Raw genomic sequence first — 20,102 nt, 5'->3', positions numbered from 1 at the left:
ATCGCTAATTGAACAAAGAGGGTCCGATGACTGTCGAAGCCAAGAAAGAAACCATGGGTTTTCAAACAGAAGTAAAGCAGCTTCTGAACCTGATGATTCACTCCCTGTACTCCAACCGTGAAATCTTTCTGCGTGAGTTGGTCTCAAATGCGTCCGACGCTGCTGACAAACTTCGCTTTGAAGCTCTGCACAATGACAGCCTGATGCAGGATGATCCGAATCTGGATATTCGCATCAGCTTTGATAAAGAAGCCAAGACCATCACCATCGCCGATAACGGCATTGGTATGAACCGTGAAGATGTCATTGCTCATCTGGGTACCATTGCCAAATCCGGAACCGCTGATTTCCTGAAGAACATGTCCGGTGATGAGAAGAAAGACTCTCACCTGATCGGTCAGTTCGGTGTTGGTTTCTACTCTGCTTTCATCGTTGCAGACAATGTAGCTGTTGAAACACGCAAGGCTGGTGCTCCTGCTGAAGAAGCCGTTCGCTGGGTATCTGAAGGATCCGGTGAATTCACCATTGAAAACATCGAAAAAGAAAGCCGTGGTACCAGCATCATTCTGCACCTGAAAGAAGATGCGCTGGAATTTGCTGACGGCTGGCGTCTGCGTAACATCATCCGCAAGTACTCTGACCATATCTCCATGCCAATCCTGATGTTGAAGGAAGCGACTCCTTCTATGGATGAAGAAGGCGAAGAGAAAAAAGAAGAGCAGGCTCCTGAATGGGAAACCGTTAATACCGCAAAGGCTCTATGGACCCGTTCCCGTTCTGAAATCAGTGACGAAGAGTACACTGAGTTCTACAAGCACATCAGTCACGACTTCGCCGATCCAATGAAGTGGAGTCACAACCGTGTAGAAGGTAAGCTGGAATACAACAGTCTGCTGTTTATTCCTGCCAAGGCGCCTTTCGACCTGTACAACCGTGATATGCAGAAAGGCCTGAAGCTTTACGTTCAGCGCGTCTTCATCATGGATCAGGCCGATGAATTTCTGCCAATGTACCTGCGCTTTATCAAGGGTGTGGTGGATTCCAACGATCTGTCCCTGAACGTATCCCGTGAAATTCTGCAGAAAGACCCAGCCGTTGACAGCATGAAATCTGCGCTGACCAAGCGTGTGCTGGATATGCTGGAAAAGATGGCCAAGAAGGAAGAAGACAAGTACGCCGAATTCTGGAAGGAGTTTGGTCAGGTTCTGAAAGAAGGCCCGGCTGAAGACTTTGCTAACCGTGAAAAGGTAGCCAAGCTACTGCGTTTTGCGACCACTGAAGCTGCTGGTGCTGATCAGGTTCAGACTCTGGAAGGCTATGTTTCCCGCATGAAGGAAGGTCAGGACAAGATCTTCTATATCACCGCCGAAACTCACAATGCTGCTGCCAACAGTCCGCACCTGGAAGTCTTCAGAAAGAAAGGTGTTGAAGTTCTGCTGCTGTCCGATCGCGTTGACGAATGGCTGATGTCTCACCTGAACGAATTCGATGGCAAGCAGTTCGCTGACATCGCCCGTGGTGATCTGGATCTGGGTAAACTGGACGACGAAGAAGACAAGAAGGCTCTGGAAGAAAGCGCGAAAGAGAAAGAAGACCTGCTTAAGCGCATCAAGGATGTGTTGACTGAAGAAGTGGACGACGTTCGTGTAACTCACCGTCTGACTGATTCTCCAGCCTGTGTCGTGGTTGGTGAACATGATATGGGCGCACAGATGCGCAAGATCATGGAAGCAGCTGGTCAGGCAATGCCTGAAGCCAAGCCTATCTTTGAGATCAACCCTGAGCACCCACTCGTTGCACGTCTGGATAAAGAAGCGGACGAAGATCGTTTTTCTGACCTGACCCGTGTGGTATTCGATCAGGCTAACCTGGCCGCTGGTGGTCAGCTGGATGATCCGGCTTCCTATGTTCAGCGTCTGAACAAGCTGCTGCTGGAAATGGCAGGTTAATTCCTGAAACGGTAAAGAAACGGGAATGATCCAGGAAAGATCTTCCCGTTTTTTCTTTCCAGTGCCAACTCTGTTACGGAATAGAAGTTCCTCACGAGCCTCTATTCCTATTCTCCCGCTACTTAGTATTTCTATAACACTTCACATTTACGTCTAGCTGTAAGCACTCTGCATTTGTACTGAAATATTGATCACGCCTTTAGAACGTTCGTCCAATTAAAAAATTCAAAGAATAATAGTGAAAATTATTTACTTTTTCATTCATCAACTATGCTCCACGCAAATAAAATAAAACTGGGGAAAGGTATGAAGTCGATTGTTGTGAGATTGCTGTTTATCTTGCCAATTTTCTTTACCAGCCCGTTGGTAGCTGATGAATTGAAACTGGATGACTTTGTTTATGATGATCCAGTGTTCAATTCTGTAGGAAAATTTTTTGGCAACTACCAGTCATGTTCTGCTGTATTGATTTCTCCCCGTGTAGCAATTACAGCGGCTCATTGTCTGGGAGACTACATGCGAATTACGAATGACCAGTACAGAGGGAAAACAGTAGACTGGGACAGCATAAGACTTCCTGATTTGATGTTTCGGCCTTATGAAGTTGAAGCGTTTACCGTTGCTGTTAGGTACGCTGTTTTTACCAAACATTCCGATGCAATGCGAGTTAATGTTGTGACAACGACTCCTTTCAATCTCCAGCGTGTAATTAACGATAAAGATGACTTTGCTGTTCTTCTCCTGGCTGAAAGTGTCGACATCCCTCCGTCAATACCGGTTATGAAGCAACCCTGGGATGAAGTTTCAGCTCGTATCAGGCAGGCTGAAGAAGAAAAAAGCTTATTTTCTGTCGGCTATGGACCCATTGAAGTACTTCATTCTCAGGGAAATGAGAGAAGGGTAGTGAAACAATTGTCTACCGATTTTGATACAAGCGATCAGTCAGAAATAATAATTAATTATCAAAACTCTCGATGTTCGCAGCATGGAGACAGTGGTGGAGGCCTGTTTATCAGAGGAGAGCATCAGCTGGATTTACTCGGTATTTTAATATCAGGATCCTATAGGGCAAAGTTTTTGAAATTAAGTGAATTTCGAGAATTACTGGAGGCTGATCAGATCAAAGATCCTGATAACTTCATACATCTATTAAATCAGGAACACAGTGATCAATTACCAGAAAAACGAATGCTTTATTTTAATAAACAGATCGCAAACACAGATAGATGGATAATAGCTTTCGCCGACAGCCAGGAAATAGCTGATGCTGAATCAAAGAAGGCTTTAATCCAGTCACAAAGGAAGATGATTGCGGATATGCTCGAAGACTGCAACGAGTGGCCTGAGAGTTTGCTTCAAGCACAACAACAGGCTGATTACATTGCTGAGCATCCGGAAAAACTCCACTATCTTGCACGAGGAGCAACATGGTTTGGCTCTTGGTTGGAACTTTTACTCTCTAATAAAGGAGCTGGCTGGTTTGATGAAGAGCGATATAATAAGTCACAATTGCAAGTTGAATCCATTCAATCAGATCTCAACGATATGCATTCCCGTATGGACTTTTTATGCAACATAAAGTCTCTGGAGAGATTCGAAGAAATCAGCAACTCATGCTACACAGAAACATCTGGTGAATGTGCGCATCAAGATCTGCAGCGCGTTGTCAGCAGAGCACCGAGTGATATGTGGAGTCCGGTAACACATATAGGCGTTGAAAGCAGAAATATTCACGATGAACTGGACTTGTTGGTTAAGGGCGAAAGTCAGTTCAAACAATTGTGCTCCAACTTTTACTGGGCTATCTGGGGTTATCTTCTTAGAATGACTTACGACTATGATAAAAAGACCTGCGTCTATTAGACAAGAGATGAAAATTTGATATCCGGTTGCATGAGTTACATACTTATGGAACCCAGACACTGTAGCCATTACAGAGCTGTGCTTTGAAATCGTAATAGGCCACATAATTGAGTTTGGTCTTCCTGAGCTCACAGAAAGGTATGCCTTCTGCATTCCAGACTCTGAGTAACCGACCTTTGTACGAGTCAATGAAGTAGTTCATATAATCAAGGTCAACAATGTTATTGTGGTTAAATGCGGCATTCACAAAAGCGATACTTGACGAGATATTAATAGGCGAACTTATTTCGTCAATATTAAAAATATACGGCCCCGTAAAGGCATTGGCTGAGAGGGTATCATGACCCGCTTTTTCCAACTCAGTATTATAGGTAGAGTTTCCGTAGGGCAGTAAAGATGTGACTTTGTCGAGTACGATACTGCCGCCATTGATCACCACGATAATACGACCACTTAACTCCGCTGCGGTAGGCCAATGCCAAACAGCAGGCGTTATATTTTGACTGGTATTAAATTCAAGCAGCTCTCTGGGTTTATACAGCTTCGAACCAAAGGCCTTTCTTAGCATTGTAAAAAGTTGTTTGGGAGACCGCCTCTGACTTGGCTGACTCCAGTTTTGTTTCTTATCCAGAAACAGTGTAATTGGAAAATGATCGGGGTGTTGTTCACTCCATAATCTGATGTCCATCAGGCACTCAAAAAGAGAACCATTTCCTGTGCCACAATTGTTATTGTTACCGCTTAAAAAATTATGACGAACATACCAGTGATCGGGTAAGCCTGAACCCACTCCGTAATAGTGGGTATCCCAGATATCCAGCTCAACGGCCTTAACGTAATCCAGTGCTTCAATAAATGACTCACTATATTTTGTCTCGAAACAGTTGTGACAGGCTAACTGTGTAATTTCATTAAAAGGCGCGTTCCAGGCTTCAGGCAGGATCGTATTATCAGACTTTCCCAGAGGAAGCAGTACATAATCCAGGTTACCCTCGGCTGAGGCCAGAGCTATCTGATGAAAATAGGACTGCGTATAAACAAATAATACGAGTGTTATTCGTTTTAGTCGTGCATCCATGCGCTTGACCCAGAACCTCTTATCTATAACCTATCATCAGATCTTATTCGGTGGCGAACTCAATAACAAAAAAATTATTTTCATCAGGATAAATCTCTTTGATCACTGATTTAAGCTCTGGTAGGGACATATTCTCCTGCTTCGCATGCGTTTCAGTGAGATCTTCAATTCGGACAGGATAAACATCAACAACTTTCAGGTTGGCAATAAACTCACCTTCAGGATTGGTGAATGCCTTGACCAGGTTACCAGACTGATAGTCCGATTCGCTATGATCACGAATAGTAATTGTTTTTAAACCTGAACGAATGTCACTGGAAAAACGACTGTAGAAAGTGATTTCTTTACTCATCGGGAGGCACCTCTTAATCTGTATTCACAGGCATGATGCCGTATACAGGATTAAGAGGCATTAGGTATGTCTACGCACGAAGCTTCATCCTAGAACCAAAGCCTGTCATGCAATGGCGACCAGTACTTCCTTCTGGTTATGCTGTTCAAACTCGATTCTCATACCGCTTTCAACATCAAACATATGCCAATTTTCTCGTTTGAAGAGAACCGGGACGATTTCACCCTCTTTGAGACGGGTCTCTTTAGGCACTCTAACGGTTAGCTTTTGAGTGGTTCCTACTATTGAGCCAATAGCCAGTTTTTCAGATCCGAGTTCTTCGACCATTTCGATCATCAGATTGCTGTCCTCGTGCCCTGGCGATACTATATCTATATCTTCAGGTCGGACTGCAAGGTTTGCAGGACGTGGGCCTGAAAGATTTTGATGTTGCAGCCTGGTACCATTTCTCATCACAAAGGCACCGTTTACAATCCGTCCTTCCATGACATTGATCGTTGGACTACCAAGGAAGCCAGCCACATAAAGTGTCGCCGGCTTATGATAGAGCTCACTCGGCGTACCTATCTGTTCTGCCTTGCCCTGATTCATCACAATCAGACGATCACCCAGCGTCATGGCCTCAACCTGATCATGCGTTACATAGATGGCGGTTGTCGCCAGTTTCCGCTGGAGCTGTTTTATCTCGATACGCATCTGACCACGGAGTCGGGCATCAAGATTCGACAGAGGTTCATCAAACAGAAACAGTTTTGGCTTGCGAACGATTGCTCGTCCCATCGCTACTCTTTGGCGCTGGCCACCGGACAATTGCGAAGGTTTTCTATCCAGTAGCTGATCCAGCTCCAGTATTTTTGCGGCTTCGTTCACTCTCTGTTCAATTTCAGCTTTAGGCACTTTTCTGTTTTTCAGCCCATAAGCCATATTGTTAAAGACTGACATATGCGGATACAGTGCGTAGTTCTGGAACACCATGGCTATATCACGTTCAGCAGGCTCCAGCTTATTAATGATTTCATCGTCCAGTTGTAAGGTGCCAGAGGTGATCTCTTCCAAACCGGCAATCATTCTCAGCAGCGTCGATTTACCACAACCCGATGGACCAACAATAACGATAAACTCTTTATCCGCTACTTCAAGATCAACGCCCTTGATAGCTTCAACGCCGTTACTGTAAACCTTTTTTATATCGTTCAGCTCAATACTCGCCATTTTCAATATCCTGATAATTATTTTTCTGATTCCACCAGCCCTTTTATGAACATTCTTTGAAATATCACCACAACCAGAACCGGTGGCAGTGTGGCAAGAATGGTCAGGGCAAAAGCGAGATTAAACTGGGGCAGGTCACCCCCTTCATACATAACCTGAAACATCTGACGGATACCGACGACAACGGTGTAATAGTCAGGGTCAGTCGTCATCAGCAAAGGCCAGAGATACTGGTTCCAGCCGACAACGAACATAATGATGAAAATCGCCGATATCATGGTTCTCGAGAGAGGCACCAGAATATCGATGAAAAATCTTAAAGGGCCGGCATTATCGATACGTGCAGCTTCCAGTAATTCACCCGGGACAGAACGATAATACTGGCGGAAAAAAAAAGTGCCGGTGGCAGAAGCAATCAATGGAACGATCAAACCTGTATAGGTATTTAACAGTCCAAGGTCAGCCACAACCTGATACGAAGGAATAATCCTGACTTCCAGAGGCAACAAAAGCGTCGCAAAGATAATCCAGAACAGCGGTGTTGCCAGCGGAAAGCGAAAATACACCAGCCCATAAGCGGCCAGCATTGAAATAATCACCTTTCCTATGGCAAAGCCGAGACCAAGAACCAGACTGTTCGTCAGCATTGAGGCCGCCGAAATAGATAACTGTCCGCTGGAAATCGTAAACAACTCTGTGTACGTCTCTATAGCAAAGTTGCCCGGCAAAAATTGCAGCCCTTCCCGAAAAAGGGTCTCTGGGGAATGAGTGGAAGACATCAGGGCAATCCACAAAGGCGTGACCAGAAACAGTACACCAAGTACTAGAATGCCATGCTGTAGTATTTTCACGGCTAATTTCTTTGAAGGCAGTCCTTTTGAAATCAGCAATGTCAGGCTGCTTTGTTTTGAGTGGGCATTTAATGCAGTCATTAATAATGCACCTTCTTTTCAATAAATCGGAACTGGAAGATGGTCAAAGTCAGCACAAATACCATGAGAATGACAGACTGAGCAGCGCTGCTGCCTAAATCGGCACCCAGAAAGCCATCGGTATAGACCTTATAAACCAGCGTGTTGGTTGCAGAGCCCGGGCCACCGCGAGTAGTGACATCTATGATCCCGAAGGTGTCAAAGAAGGCATAGGTGGTATTGATCACCAGCAGGAAAAATGTGGTTGGCGCCAGTAGTGGGAAGGTAATACTCCAGAACCGTTTAAATGAACCGGGACAATCTATTCTTGACGCTTCTGTTACCGAGTTCGGAATACCCTGCAAACCTGAAAGAAAGAAAATGAAATTGATGCTGACCTGCTTCCAGACAGCAATCAAAACCACGACAAAGATGGCATCTGAACCGTTCTGATTATGATTAAACTCAATGCCTGATTCATTGAGCAATGCATAGAGATCACCAATCAACGGGCTGAACATCAGGTTGCCGATCAGACCTGCAGCAGGAGGTGCAATGGCATAAGCCCACATCAGTAGAGTTTTATAACTACTGGCGCCACGAATAACACTGTTTGCCTGCACAGCCAGCAAGAGTGCGATGGCCATTGATAGGAAGGCGACAGTGGCTGAAAAAAATAAGGTGTAGCCGACGGTTCCTAGGTAATCCGGGTCTGAAAATATCTCTTCATAATTCAGCAAGCCAACAAACTCACTGCTCAAACCAAAAGCATCTTCAAGTAGGAACGACTGATGTACGGCCTGAATGGCAGGCCAGATAAAAAATATCAGAATGATGAGAATTTGTGGGGCGACGAAAAAATAGGGGCTGAACCCGTGTTGAAACTGGACCTTTTGCACTGGTTTATTCTTCTGATTGAGCCTTAATTAAGGTAACAGCAGCCCGTATAACTAAGACCGCTGTTACCCTGCCGGATTACTTATACGTCTTGTTAAACCTTGCCAGCAGTTTATTGGACTCTTTTTCAATCTTATTGAATGCACTGTCTACACTGGCATCACCAGAAAGAATCTGTTCATAGTTCTTATACAGACTCTCCCTGATTTGAACGTAGTATCCCAGTCGATAGCCTTTTGACCAGTCTCCGGTCTCTTGACTCAGCTGAAGAATGCCAATTTCAGCATCCGGCTTCTGTTTGTAGTAGCCCGTGTCTTTTGCCAGCTTATAAGCCGCATTAGTGATAGGAACGTATCCGGTTTCCTTGTGCCAAAGCAGTTGAATTTCAGGTTTGGTCAGGAACTTGTAGAACTCGGCTGCTCCCTTGTATCGCTCTTTTGAGTGACCAGAGAAACTGAACAGAGCACCACCACCGATAAAGGTGCTTTTCGGGCTGGAAGTGATGCTCTGCCAGTAAGGCAGGTAAGTTGTACCGAAATCGAAGTCCGCTGTTTTTCTCAGGTTACCGAAGGAACCGGAAGAACCCAGCCACATAGCCACTTTTTGTTGTACAAAAGCATCCTGATTGTCTCCCCAGGCACGACCAAAGTAGCCATAGTATTTGTTATCGAGCCATTCCTTAACCTTGGACCAGTGCATCTTCAGCTGGTCATTGTTGTAGAGGATTTTTACATCAGTACCGTCAAAGCCATTGTTGTCGGTGGCCATTGGCAGGTTATGACGGGAATGGAAGTTCTCGGTGAAAATCCATGGGCTGTGGGATTGTGCCAGAGCGGTAAAACCAGCCGCTTTCAACCTCGGCGCCATCGCTTCAAACTCTTCCCATGTTTTGGGAGGTTGCACAATACCTGCTGCTTTCAAAGCGGATTTATTGTAATAGAGCAGGGGGGTCGAGCTGTTGAATGGCAGACCAATCATTTTTCCCTGAGAATCTGCATAGAAGTTTCTTACGCCGGGAATATAGTCTTTTGAATCAAAAGCAACATTATTGTCTTCCAGCAGATCCTGCACAGGATAAACCGCCCCCCTGGCATTAATAATGGTTGCTGAACCGGCATCAAACACTTGAATGATATCCGGAGCCTGTCTGGCTCTGAATGCTGCGATGCCCGCTGTCATGGTGTCTTCGTAGCCACCCTTATTTATGGCTTTCAGGTGATACTTACCCTGACTTTTGTTAAAACGATCTGCAATTTCCTTGACCATTTCACCGTTACGACCGCTCATGGCGTGCCAGAGGGTAATATCTGTTGCCGCATAAGTGCTGCTGATAAGCGAACCAGCCATTATGGTGGCAGACAGTGCCGTTTTAGTTATTTTTCCCAGCATAAATCTATCCTGCTTTTAATTGAAAACAGAATCATATTGATGGCAAGACATGACAGAGAGGCGACAAAACTGCTTCAGTTTAGTTACAAGCCAAGAGTTATTTTTTTGACCGTCAACTAAACAATCCGAGTTTTTATAAACAGAATGACAAGAATGATCTCTCGAAGCTCTCCCTAAGTTCTGTCTAGACTGTTTCTCAATAGCAGTAAAGGAGTACCAGAATGAATCCGTATGAAAACAACGGTTCGAGATGGAGCCCAGAATTAAGACAACAACCTCCCATCAAAGAAGGTGAGCAGACCAGCCAGTATCGGACGCACTCAGCAACCCGATATATCGAGAGTATTCCGCAGGGCCAACCTCAGGCAACAGGGCTTTCCAAACGTGACTGCAGAGACATTAATCAGGTTGCATCCGAGCTCGAAAAAAAATTAAAGAGAGTACTTTGTTCAGAAAAACGACCTGATCAGCAGGAATATTGTCAGCTTATCGGTGATCTGGATTTATTACGGAAGAATAAGCACTCACAAGCAAAAGGAATTTTCAGTCGCTTTTGTTTTTACAATATAATTCCAATTCCGGCTAACCACGTGAAAAATTACGCTGAAACACCTGATAGCTGCGCAGAATGCCTGAAAGATCTTGTTGAATTAAGAACTAGTCAAAAAATACGTGATAAAGACCTTGATCCAGCCCAGCTCAAAACGGCACTTCTGGCACTTAATAGTCTTAATCATCCCAATACAGATAAGTTGCTTGAGCAAGCAGAAACTCTATTTACATTTCGAAAAAAGACTGAAAGCGACGGTCTCTTCAGAGACACAATGGCTGTTGGTCGCGCTCAGCGAATGTCTCCACCGAGTTCTCCAAAGCTGGCAAGACATGATTATATGAAAGGCATGCCATTACTGAATTTAAAAAGTGAGGCTAAAATAGCAACCAAAGCAGGTGACCATGAAAAGGCGTTCTTCGCCTACTACCAGCTTGCCAAGCTACAAAACGAGCCTATTGAAGTTCAAAAAGCATGGCTTGAAATGACCCAATTATGTCTGGTGGGTGACGTTGATCGTTCGAAGATCCCTCCTGATGTATTGGTTAAGAAACTTAATGAGCTTGCAGTTGCAGGAAATCTCGGTGCACGTTTTCAACTTGAGTCTCTTGCTCAGCATGAGCATGCGCCCTATAGAAGAGAGTTTCATTCTCAGGACTGTTCAAGAATTCTTGGAGATATCTCTGCCGGTAATAACCAGCGGGCTGCAGCTCTTTTTCAGCAGCAAAGATCACAGCCTATTGCACCCCATTACCAATATGACGACGACGCCCCTCCTATGTCATTGTTCGCCAGCGAAAGGCAGGGGTTACCACCAGCTCTGCCAACAGTGCCCGAATATATAGACCCATGGGCTGAAGCGGAGTACCCGTCTCTGCATGCTCTGCAAAGAGGTGGTTATGATTGGCAAAGGCCACAAGGGCTTGATGATTATTATTACCAGGATGATGATCAGGGGTTAACCAGTCTGGCAGCACTCGAATCAATCAAGCCTACTGAATCTTTACTCGAACGAAACCGGTCCGATGCGGATCTACCACTGTCAGAACGAATCAGCCAGTGGGAAGCTAAACACCAGCTTGAAGTTAATCTCAGAAAATCCCCGCCGGCACACTTATCCGCTGTGTTTATGAAAACACTGACTGGCCAGACCATCACCTTGGGGGATCTTAATCTTGCAGGGCCTGTTGCAGATTTATGTATGGATGTAGCTGAAAAAGGGTACCCGCTCTGTACTCAGAGAGTGATTTATAACGGTGTGATAATCAATGAAGGAGAGTCACTTCATGAACAGATGACACGTAAAGGCTATGACATCCTGTCCACTACAACCCTCCATCTTGTTCGAAGACTGAATACAGAAAAGTTGAATACCGTACTGGCGGGTAAATTTTGTTCAGCAGATAGCCAGGACGAAGAACCCCTCATGCCAGCGCGCTTCAATTCAACTGAAAAGATAGAGCGTGTCTTATTGAAGCTACGTAGGCAGGCTAGAACCACAGGAGCTTCGCTAATGACAGGAAAACCAGTTGGGGCAGAGGAGTTTCTCGAATTGAAAGCTCATATTACCCGAGCACGGGAACAGTTGATCAGGAAATCACTGACGCCCGACACAATAGCCCCTGGTGACTATGAAGGTGCAGATACTCTGGCTAACTATTTCGATACGGTACTGCATTGTCTTGATATCTATCAGGTTCCTTTTGTTGGTAGTCAAAACTCTCATATCGATAAGATAATTACAGAGGTTAAAGCAAAGGAAGGAAAAGCTTCGCAAGCTATACGTCGTACGAGACTGGCTGATAAACCCTGTACGCTTCAGTTTCGCAGCGGTGAGGTCAGGCTGGACCGTAACCTTTTAGCAGCTCGCTGCGAATACATTGGCAGTGCACAACACTTTGGTAATACGGACAAGGTCTCTTTCAAAAATGCTAATTCCAACAACCCCTTAGCAGAAAAAGCTTTTGAAACTTATCTCACTTCAGGAGACCTAGGGAACATTGGCGAATTACCTGCATCAGCTATCGTATCTCTTTTCCAGCTGGCCAATCGCTACCAGGCCACTGAGCTTGAAAACCACTGCCTGGTTCATATTCTAAAAGCCATTAAGTACAACCTGTTTACCGTGCAGGAGATGGAGCATGTTGTGACATTCATGACAAGGCAAGAAATTCAGCAGGCTCTGGCGCCTCTTATTGAACTACAGGCTGTTGATCAGGGAGGAGGTCCAAGGAGTTTAAAAAGTTTACAGAGCAGGTGCAGAACAATTCCCAGAGCACCAGCCTATGAGTTCGAAAATGGGCTTATGTCACTGCAACTTTCAAAAGGCGGTAGACCGGTAGGAAGGGTCAAACGAGATTGATTTTTCCCAAAAAAAAGCCCTGAAAAAATCAGGGCTTTTTAGTAAGGAAGAAAAAATCTTATCCTTCGTATGCCTGCATAACCAGACAGGCATTAGTGCCGCCAAAGCCGAAGCTGTTGGACATAATGCGGTTCAGTTTTTGTTCACGAGCTTCACCCACCAGAATTGGCAGACCTTCAGCCTGTTCATCCAGCTGACCTACGTTTGCAGAAGCTGTAATGAAGTTGTGCTTCATCATCAGCAGGCAGTAGATTGCTTCCTGAACACCAGCAGCACCCAGAGAGTGCCCGGACAGAGACTTGGTGGAACTGATGGTTGGCATTTCGCCACCAAACACTTCTTTCAGTGCTTTCAGTTCAGCAACGTCACCAACAGGAGTACTGGTACCGTGGGTGTTGATGTAATCAACCGGGCCATCCAGAGTCTCCATAGCCAGACGCATGCAGCGGGCAGCGCCTTCACCGGAAGGGGCAACCATGTCGTAACCGTCGGACGTTGCACCGTAACCTACGATTTCGCCATAGATCTTGGCACCACGAGCTTTAGCGTGTTCCAGTTCTTCAACCACAACCATGCCGCCACCGCCAGCGATAACAAAACCGTCACGATCAGCATCGTAGGCACGGGAAGCTTGCTCAGGGGTTTCATTGTACTTGGTGCTCAGTGCGCCCATGGCATCGAACAGGCCAGTCTGTGACCAGTGCTCTTCTTCACCACCGCCGGCAAAGACGACATCCTGTTTGCCCAGTTGAATCTGTTCAACCGCGTTACCAATACAGTGGGCACTGGTCGCACAAGCAGAAGTAATGGAGTAGTTAACACCCTTGATCTTGAACGGTGTTGCCAGACAGGCTGATACAGTGCTGCCCATAGTGCGCGTTACGCGGTAAGGACCGACACGCTTAACACCTTTCTCACGCATGATATCTGCAGCTTCAACGATGTTCTCGGAAGAGGCTCCACCGGAAGCAGCGATCAGACCTGTACGCGGGTTAGAGACCTGGTCTTCAGTCAGACCGGAATCTGCAATAGCCTGCTTCATGGAAACATAGGCATAGGAAGCCGCCAGTCCCATAAAACGCAGCGTTTTACGATCAATGTGTTCGCTCAGGTCAATGTCTACGGTACCGGAAACATGACTGCGAAACCCTTTCTCGGCATAGCTTTCGTTGAAGCGAATACCTGAGCGTCCATTTTTCAGACTGTCAGCGACCTCGTCCTGAGTGATACCCAGACAAGATGTGATGCCGATCCCTGTAATAACAACGCGTTTCATGTGTCTAAACCCAAATTATCCAAATAAATCAAAAAGCGTCTGTGCTCTGGAACAGCCCGACACGGAGCCCTTCAGCGGTATAGATTTCACGTCCATCTACGCTGACGCTGCCATCAGCAATACCAAGCACCAGTTTACGACTGATAACGCGCTTGATATTGATTTTGTAGGTCACTTTCTTTGCCGTTGGCAGAATCTGGCCGGTGAATTTCACAGCACCACTACCCAGCGCACGGCCCTTGCCAGGATTACCGACCCAGCCGAGATAGAAACCAACCAGCTGCCACATAGCATCCAGCCCCAGACAACCAGGCATTACCGGATCACCAGGGAAGTGACAGTCAAAAAACCAGAGATCCGGAGAAATATCCAGCTCTGCAATAATCTCTCCCTTGCCGTAAGTCCCGCCTTCGTTGCAGATCTTAACAATGCGATCCATCATCAGCATGTTTGGTGCTGGTAACTGTGCATTGCCCGGACCAAACAGTTCACCTTGTGAACAGCGGAGCAGGTCTTCTTTATCAAAGGATTCTTGCTTCATTCGTTCTTTATTCCTGGATCAGACCGTGACCGAAATATGGCTGTTTTGCCATGTACTGATATGCCAAACAGACCGTTATCTGACGGGTCACTGGCCACGGGAATTCATTACTTTCGTACCGATGCTGCACTATACCACTGCCAACTGCCAGCAATCAGCGGCTGGGTGTTGAATTTAACAAAAAAACAACAGTTGAGAGGCTTTCAGTGACATTTGGTACCTAAATCCCGTCTTATCTGTACATTTAGAGGTCTTTCAGTATCGGGATCATCGTAATGACTCTCAACAGTTCTTAATAACTATCAATGGTCAATGTTCAATGGCTCCTGAAATGTGAAGACTCTGAAATATGAAAATAGCAGCTATTAATCCGGCCATTATATCAAAAGCGTTTAAATAGCTCTGAAAGGCGTTGGATTTTATCATTCACTCATGCCATATACGTGGTGAGTATTGTATGATTTTACCGATATCAATCTGGAATCCTTAACGGATTCCCAAGACTTACAGCCGGAATTGATTGCAATGACGCCAAACGAAGCTAGCCAGCAGTATACCATTGCCATTCTGGGCGGTGGCAGCTTTGGTACCGCCCTGTCAGACATCTCAGCACAGAAAGGCCACAAGGTTAACCTGTGGATGCGCAGTGAAGAGCAGGTACGGGGCATTAATGAAGACCACATAAACCACAGATATCTACCGGATTTCAATATTCACCCTTCTGTCACAGCGTCTACTGATATAAACGACGTTGTGGCCAGTGCTGATATCGTGTTGATCGCCATTCCCAGTAAGTCCTTCAGGGAAGTGGTCCAGAGAGCAGCTCCATTCCTTTCTGGCAAAATAGTCGTCAGTACCACTAAAGGCATTGAACCGGTCACCTTTGATCTGATGAGTGAAATCCTCAGAGAAGAAATACCCGATGCCCGCATCGGTGTGCTCAGCGGGCCGAATCTGGCCAAGGAGATTGTCGCCAAGGCGGTTACTGCCACGGTGATCGCCAGTGAAGATGATGATCTCTGCGAAACCGTCCAACAGGTTCTGTACTGTGACTATTTTCGTGTTTACTCCAACCATGATACTTACGGTGTTGAGCTGGCAGGAGCACTGAAGAACATCTATGCCATTGTTTCCGGTATGGGCGCAGCCATGGGGATGGGGGAGAACACCAAGAGTATGATGATTACCCGCAGTCTGGCGGAAATGAGCCGCTTTGCGGTAACACTCGGCGCGAACCCGTTGACTTTCCTTGGCTTGGCCGGTGTCGGTGACCTGGTAGCCACCTGCACCTCTGACCTCAGTCGTAACTACCGGGTTGGATTCGCTTTAGGGCAGGGCAAAACACTGCAGGAAGCAGAAGAGGCGCTCGGCCAAGTCGCTGAAGGAGTTAACACCCTGAGTCAGGTAAAGCAGAAAGCAAAAGAGCTGGATGTGTATATGCCTATTGTCGAAGGGCTTCACAAGGTTATTTTTGAAGACTTCAAAGTACATGACCTGGTTAAAAATATGATGAATCGCGAGCAAAAGACGGACGTAGAATTCATGGTTCGCTGATTTTTGATAGTGACTTATTGATAAAAGCCCTTTCCCAACAACCGGTTTTGGTGAATAAAAGGAATAAATAAATGGATAGCAAGATTAAGGAAAACCTGGTCTCCGAGTCACGGTGGCTGCGCCTGGTTTTTATGGTGCTGTTTTATCTGGTGGTTTCGGTCCTTGCTCCGGTCGTTGTTCTGATCGCTATCGTTCAAGCTCTGCTTGGCTTTATCTCTGGCCACCCTAATGAGCGCCTGCTTAGCCTGAGTTCATCCATAAATTATTATATTTACCAGATAATTCAGTACATTACTTTCAACTCTGAAAGTAAACCCTACCCATTTTCAGATTGGCCAACTGACTCACCACAAGAGACTCAGGAGCACGAGAACGTATAATGCTAGTTGCAATTGTTCGACACGGTGATGCAGGCTTTGCTGCTGAAGACAGACTGAGAACCCTGACTGATTACGGCAGGCAGCAACTTGAACTGACGGCGGAAAAACTGAAGCCTTATGGGTTCGAGCAGATTCTGACCAGCAGCTATGTTCGAGCTCGTGAGAGTGGCGACATTCTCGCACAAAATCTTAATCTGCCAATCAGTGTACTTGACGGTATAACACCAGATGATTCTGCAACTGATGCAGTCTTTTCTTTTCCTGAACAGGGAAACCTCATCATCGTCAGTCATATGCCACTGGTTTCATCACTGGTCTCTGTTCTCTGTGAAGGAACTGAAACGGGTGGCCCATTTTTTAATACAGGTTCAGCGACTATCCTCGAGATGGATCTTCCTGGTCCCGGCCTCGCTCGACTAAAAGCCTTTTCAGGCTAATTCACTAAAAAATATTAATTTACATTCCTATTAGCCATGAACTTTTTCATGGCTGCCCTAATCTATATCTGCCCTGATTCTTCTTTTCGAATCAATTCCTATAACCAGAACAGCGAAATAATGCCGTTGTTGCAGTCATAAAGGGCTCGCAGGTGCAGAGATGGTCAATGGTGCAGGGAGTGCTCGCCAGTGGTGTTGCAACCCTGTTTTGTATTTATCAGTTTATGATGCAGGGTGCACCATCAGTGATGGTGTTTCAACTTTCGAAAGACCTGAACCTGAGCCTGACCCAGGTAGGGTTTATGGGCAGCGCTTTTCTGTATGCACTTTTCTTCTGTCAGGTACCTGGGGGGGTGCTGGCGGACCGTAGTCATCCCGGAAAGTTATTGGCAGCCGGCTGTTTGCTGATGTCTCTGGCCATCTACTGGTTTTCACATTCAGAAAATTACTGGGAAACACTGATCAGCCGAGCCGTTATGGGGATTGCAACATCGCCAGCCATTGTTGTCTGTTTGTCACTGGTGGCTCGCTGGTTTCCGAAAAAACTGTTTCCCTTTCTCAGCGGTCTGATCGAGAGTGCGGCCATGCTTGGTGGAGCTTTAGGACCAATGCTTCTTCCTGGCCTCATTGAGCAATCTGGTTGGCGCGACACCATGTTGTTTGTCGCTATTACAGGCGTTTGCCTAAGTGGCCTGCTACTGATTTGTGTAAGAAATCCAACGGCTAATGTTTCGCATCAGGATTTAAGTGAGCCCTATCAATGGCAGCAATTGCTGAATAACCCCAGCCTCTGGTTTTGCTGCATCTATGGTTTAGGGCTTTTTGCCTTGATCAGCGGCTTTGCCGGGTTATGGGGCATTCCTTTTCTCGAAAGCCGCTTCCATGATCAGCTGGGACATTCAAAACACGCAGTATCATTAATTTACCTTGGTGCTGCAGTAGGCGCTCCGACGCTGGGTTTGCTTGCTTCATTAACAGGTCGTGCTGTTCTGATCATGCAGGTTTGTGCTGTTCTGGTGATTATAGGCAGTAGCTATATTTTCTACTCGGACTGTGACTCAGCAACCATGTGTATTTACTGTTTTGGTACAGGCTTTATCTCGGGAAGCTATCTACTGGTATTTTCAGAAGTAAGAAAACTAGTGCCTGATTCTATGGAAGGTGTCGCTATGGCTATGGCCAATGCTTTTATGCTGCTGGGAGCCCCCATCATACAACCACTGGTAGGCTGGCTGCTTGAGTTAAGCAAAGATGTGGAGCTTTCGGCTTCCAGTTACTCCAGTGCATTGATCGTTATTATTCTATGTCAGCTAATAGCTTTTGCCTGCATCTGCCTCTATGGATACAGGCTCAGAAAAGAGCAATAACGCCAGCCTGACTGTTCACAGCACCACGATAGCGGTATTCTTGCAGCCAATTTTGCAGTGATAAGGTTAGGCACTAAAGTCAATGCCGCTACTTAGATTCGATAACATCAGTCTCGCATACGGCGACCATCCTTTGATGGATCAGGCCGAATTTCAAATCCGCAAGGGAGAGCGCGTCTGTCTGCTGGGCCGTAATGGCGCCGGCAAGTCCACCATGATGAAGCTGGTGTCCGGAAAAATAGATTCCGACGATGGCACCATCTGGCGCAAACCCGGCCTTAAAATTGGCATCCTGAATCAGGACTTACCGGATCAGGATGATAAAAAGGTTTACGACGTTGTTGCGTCCGGTCTCGAGGAAGTCGGTGAATGGATCAGCCAGTTCCACGAACTGTCCATGAACATTGAGACCGATGAGGACATGAAGCGTCTTGAGAAGGTACAGCAGAGGCTGGAAGCCGCCGATGGCTGGAACCTTCAACAGAAAGTGGACACAGTGATTCAGAAACTGGGTCTGCCTGAAGAGAAGAAGATGAAAGAGCTCTCCGGCGGTTGGCGTCGAAGAGTTGAACTGGCCAGAGCACTGGTTTGTGACCCCGATGTACTGTTACTGGACGAGCCGACCAACCACCTGGACATCGTAGCCATCGACTGGCTGGAAAAGCAGCTGCTGGATTTCCGTGGCGCTCTGCTGTTTATCACTCACGACCGTTCTTTCCTGCAGTCTCTCGCTACCCGAATCATTGAACTGGATCGAGGCAAGCTGACCAGCTGGGAATGTAATTACGCTGAATACCTTGAACGTAAAGCCCATGCTCTGGAAGTAGAAGCGGAACAGAATGCTCTGTTCGATAAGAAGCTGGCTCAGGAAGAAACCTGGATTCGACAGGGTATCAAGGCGCGGAGAACCCGTAACGAAGGCCGTGTTCGTGCCCTGAAAGCGCTGCGTGAAGAACGTATGGATCGCCGTAACGTGCAGGGCAAGGCGTCCTTTGGTCTGGAGTCCGGCAGTACCTCCGGCAAGCTGGTGCTGGAGGCTAAGAAGATCTCCAAAGCCTTTGAAAACAATACCATTGTTAAAGATCTAAATCTGCGTGTTATGCGTGGTGACAAGATCGGCCTGATCGGCGCCAACGGTGCCGGTAAGTCAACATTGCTGAGTATCCTGCTGGAAAAAATGCAACCGGATACTGGTTCTGTGAAATCCGGCACCAAGCTGGAAGTGGCTTACTTCGATCAGCTTCGTAACCAGCTGGATCTGGAAAAGACGGTTATTGATAACGTCGCTGAAGGCCGTGAAAGCATCACCATCAATGGTGCTGACCGTCATATTATCAGTTACCTGGGTGACTTCCTGTTCCCGGCGGGTCGCTGTCGTGTACCCGTAAAAGCACTGTCCGGTGGTGAGCGTAATCGTTTGCTCCTAGCTCGCCTGTTCAGTAAACCAGCCAACCTGCTGGTGATGGACGAACCGACCAACGACCTTGATGTTGAAACCCTTGAGCTGCTGGAATCACTGCTGGTCGACTTCCAGGGCACCATGCTGCTGGTCAGCCACGACAGGGCATTCCTCGATAACGTAGTGTCCAGTACTCTGGTGTTTGAGCCGGGCGGCGTGATTCGTGAATACGTGGGTGGTTTTGATGACTGGCTGCATCAGGGCGGCAAGATTACCCAGCTGGTGGCTGAGCCACAGACAGCCAAGTCTGGAAAAAAGGAAGAGCCTAAACCTACAGAAGCTGCTGAGCCGAAAAAGAAAAAGCTCAGCTACAAGCTACAACGTGAGCTGGATGGCCTCCCTGCAGAGCTGGAAAAGCTGGAAGAAGAGCTGAGCACACTCGAAGCCGCTATGGCTGACCCGTCATTCTATGCAGATGATCAGGATAAGGTTCAAAAAACTCTGGATAGACTGGAGACGTTGAATCAGGAAATCGAGGAAAAGATGGAACGCTGGGAAGAGCTGGAGAACATGTAAGTTCTGACA

General features: G+C 46.6%; 16 protein-coding genes. 8 read left to right on the top strand and 8 right to left on the bottom strand.

The genetic code is table 11. The features are described from left to right. Positions 1-26: 26 nt before the first annotated feature. Both htpG and EOPP23_RS14510 read left to right on the top strand, forming a co-directional pair. Positions 27-1,949, top strand: a complete 1,923-nt coding sequence (gene htpG, locus EOPP23_RS14515; protein ID WP_153766729.1) for a molecular chaperone HtpG — start codon at positions 27-29, stop codon at positions 1,947-1,949. A 306-nt stretch (positions 1,950-2,255) separates the two neighbouring features. Next, positions 2,256-3,812 carry a trypsin-like serine protease gene (locus EOPP23_RS14510; RefSeq protein WP_194842614.1) on the top strand — a complete coding sequence of 519 codons (1,557 nt, stop codon included), beginning with the start codon at positions 2,256-2,258 and terminating at the stop codon, positions 3,810-3,812. Between the two features lie 43 nt (positions 3,813-3,855). On the opposite strand, the gene EOPP23_RS14505 is transcribed toward EOPP23_RS14510, so the two are convergent. From EOPP23_RS14505 to EOPP23_RS14480, 6 genes are all read right to left on the bottom strand, one after another. Then, complete coding sequence (locus tag EOPP23_RS14505) at positions 3,856-4,890, bottom strand: hypothetical protein (protein ID WP_153766727.1); 1,035 nt, start codon at positions 4,888-4,890, stop codon at positions 3,856-3,858. Positions 4,891-4,933: 43 nt separating this feature from the next. Next, positions 4,934-5,242: a N(4)-acetylcytidine aminohydrolase gene (yqfB, locus tag EOPP23_RS14500; RefSeq protein WP_153766726.1), complete on the bottom strand. Its 309-nt coding sequence runs from the start codon at positions 5,240-5,242 to the stop codon at positions 4,934-4,936. A 105-nt stretch (positions 5,243-5,347) separates the two neighbouring features. Further along, the gene (gene ugpC / locus EOPP23_RS14495; protein WP_153766725.1) at positions 5,348-6,454 is read right to left on the bottom strand and encodes a sn-glycerol-3-phosphate ABC transporter ATP-binding protein UgpC; all 1,107 of its coding nucleotides are present in this window, start codon (positions 6,452-6,454) and stop codon (positions 5,348-5,350) included. Between the two features lie 17 nt (positions 6,455-6,471). Continuing rightward, positions 6,472-7,386 (bottom strand): sn-glycerol-3-phosphate ABC transporter permease UgpE, encoded by a 915-nt coding sequence (ugpE, locus tag EOPP23_RS14490; RefSeq protein WP_153766724.1) that lies wholly within the window; start codon positions 7,384-7,386, stop codon positions 6,472-6,474. Next, complete coding sequence (locus EOPP23_RS14485; protein WP_370514773.1) at positions 7,386-8,264, bottom strand: sugar ABC transporter permease; 879 nt, start codon at positions 8,262-8,264, stop codon at positions 7,386-7,388. Before EOPP23_RS14485 ends, ugpE begins: the two co-directional genes overlap by 1 nt. Before the next feature lie 76 nt (positions 8,265-8,340). After that, positions 8,341-9,651, bottom strand: a complete 1,311-nt coding sequence (locus tag EOPP23_RS14480) for an extracellular solute-binding protein (RefSeq protein WP_153766723.1) — start codon at positions 9,649-9,651, stop codon at positions 8,341-8,343. 221 nt (positions 9,652-9,872) lie between these two features. Between EOPP23_RS14480 and EOPP23_RS14475 the strand changes: the two genes are divergently transcribed. Further along, a complete protein-coding gene (locus EOPP23_RS14475; protein WP_153766722.1) occupies positions 9,873-12,563 on the top strand; it encodes a hypothetical protein in 2,691 nt (896 codons plus the stop codon). Between the two features lie 58 nt (positions 12,564-12,621). Here the strand turns inward: EOPP23_RS14475 and fabB are convergent, their stop codons facing one another. Further along, positions 12,622-13,839, bottom strand: a complete 1,218-nt coding sequence (gene fabB, locus EOPP23_RS14470; RefSeq protein ID WP_153766721.1) for a beta-ketoacyl-ACP synthase I — start codon at positions 13,837-13,839, stop codon at positions 12,622-12,624. A 28-nt stretch (positions 13,840-13,867) separates the two neighbouring features. After that, on the bottom strand, positions 13,868-14,380 hold the full coding sequence (gene fabA, locus EOPP23_RS14465) for a 3-hydroxyacyl-[acyl-carrier-protein] dehydratase FabA (RefSeq protein ID WP_153766720.1): 513 nt from the start codon (positions 14,378-14,380) through the stop codon (positions 13,868-13,870). A 525-nt stretch (positions 14,381-14,905) separates the two neighbouring features. Here fabA and EOPP23_RS14460 point away from each other — a divergent pair. The 5 genes from EOPP23_RS14460 (at position 14,906) to EOPP23_RS14440 (ending at position 20,093) form a co-directional block, all read left to right on the top strand. Next, positions 14,906-15,934: an NAD(P)H-dependent glycerol-3-phosphate dehydrogenase gene (locus tag EOPP23_RS14460; protein WP_153766719.1), complete on the top strand. Its 1,029-nt coding sequence runs from the start codon at positions 14,906-14,908 to the stop codon at positions 15,932-15,934. A 71-nt stretch (positions 15,935-16,005) separates the two neighbouring features. Further along, the gene (locus EOPP23_RS14455) at positions 16,006-16,314 is read left to right on the top strand and encodes a DUF4389 domain-containing protein (RefSeq protein WP_153766718.1); all 309 of its coding nucleotides are present in this window, start codon (positions 16,006-16,008) and stop codon (positions 16,312-16,314) included. Next, the gene (locus EOPP23_RS14450) at positions 16,314-16,751 is read left to right on the top strand and encodes a histidine phosphatase family protein (RefSeq protein WP_153766717.1); all 438 of its coding nucleotides are present in this window, start codon (positions 16,314-16,316) and stop codon (positions 16,749-16,751) included. Before EOPP23_RS14455 ends, EOPP23_RS14450 begins: the two co-directional genes overlap by 1 nt. A gap of 152 nt (positions 16,752-16,903) precedes the next feature. Next, complete coding sequence (locus EOPP23_RS14445; protein ID WP_153766716.1) at positions 16,904-18,118, top strand: MFS transporter; 1,215 nt, start codon at positions 16,904-16,906, stop codon at positions 18,116-18,118. An 82-nt stretch (positions 18,119-18,200) separates the two neighbouring features. After that, entirely contained in the window at positions 18,201-20,093 is a 1,893-nt protein-coding gene (locus EOPP23_RS14440; protein ID WP_153766715.1) for an ATP-binding cassette domain-containing protein, read from the top strand. The last annotated feature ends 9 nt before the right edge of the window (positions 20,094-20,102 follow it).

Source organism: Endozoicomonas sp. OPT23 (assembly GCF_009653635.1).
GTDB lineage: Bacteria > Pseudomonadota > Gammaproteobacteria > Pseudomonadales > Endozoicomonadaceae > Endozoicomonas_A.
The sequence above is the reverse complement of the archived record's forward strand: the minus strand, read 5'-3'. Positions and strand labels throughout refer to the sequence as shown.

Bases quoted from the DNA above. Each gene is read 5' to 3' on its own strand.
- EOPP23_RS14505 (WP_153766727.1), bottom strand. From the start codon at position 4,890: ATGGATGCACGACTAAAACGAATAACACTCGTATTATTTGTTTATACG.
- EOPP23_RS14510 (WP_194842614.1), top strand. From the start codon at position 2,256: ATGAAGTCGATTGTTGTGAGATTGCTGTTTATCTTGCCAATTTTCTTT.
- yqfB (WP_153766726.1), bottom strand. From the start codon at position 5,242: ATGAGTAAAGAAATCACTTTCTACAGTCGTTTTTCCAGTGACATTCGT.
- fabA (WP_153766720.1), bottom strand. From the start codon at position 14,380: ATGAAGCAAGAATCCTTTGATAAAGAAGACCTGCTCCGCTGTTCACAA.
- EOPP23_RS14475 (WP_153766722.1), top strand. From the start codon at position 9,873: ATGAATCCGTATGAAAACAACGGTTCGAGATGGAGCCCAGAATTAAGA.
- EOPP23_RS14480 (WP_153766723.1), bottom strand. From the start codon at position 9,651: ATGCTGGGAAAAATAACTAAAACGGCACTGTCTGCCACCATAATGGCT.
- EOPP23_RS14455 (WP_153766718.1), top strand. From the start codon at position 16,006: ATGGATAGCAAGATTAAGGAAAACCTGGTCTCCGAGTCACGGTGGCTG.
- ugpE (WP_153766724.1), bottom strand. From the start codon at position 7,386: ATGACTGCATTAAATGCCCACTCAAAACAAAGCAGCCTGACATTGCTG.
- ugpC (WP_153766725.1), bottom strand. From the start codon at position 6,454: ATGGCGAGTATTGAGCTGAACGATATAAAAAAGGTTTACAGTAACGGC.
- htpG (WP_153766729.1), top strand. From the start codon at position 27: ATGACTGTCGAAGCCAAGAAAGAAACCATGGGTTTTCAAACAGAAGTA.
- EOPP23_RS14450 (WP_153766717.1), top strand. From the start codon at position 16,314: ATGCTAGTTGCAATTGTTCGACACGGTGATGCAGGCTTTGCTGCTGAA.
- EOPP23_RS14460 (WP_153766719.1), top strand. From the start codon at position 14,906: ATGACGCCAAACGAAGCTAGCCAGCAGTATACCATTGCCATTCTGGGC.
- fabB (WP_153766721.1), bottom strand. From the start codon at position 13,839: ATGAAACGCGTTGTTATTACAGGGATCGGCATCACATCTTGTCTGGGT.
- EOPP23_RS14440 (WP_153766715.1), top strand. From the start codon at position 18,201: ATGCCGCTACTTAGATTCGATAACATCAGTCTCGCATACGGCGACCAT.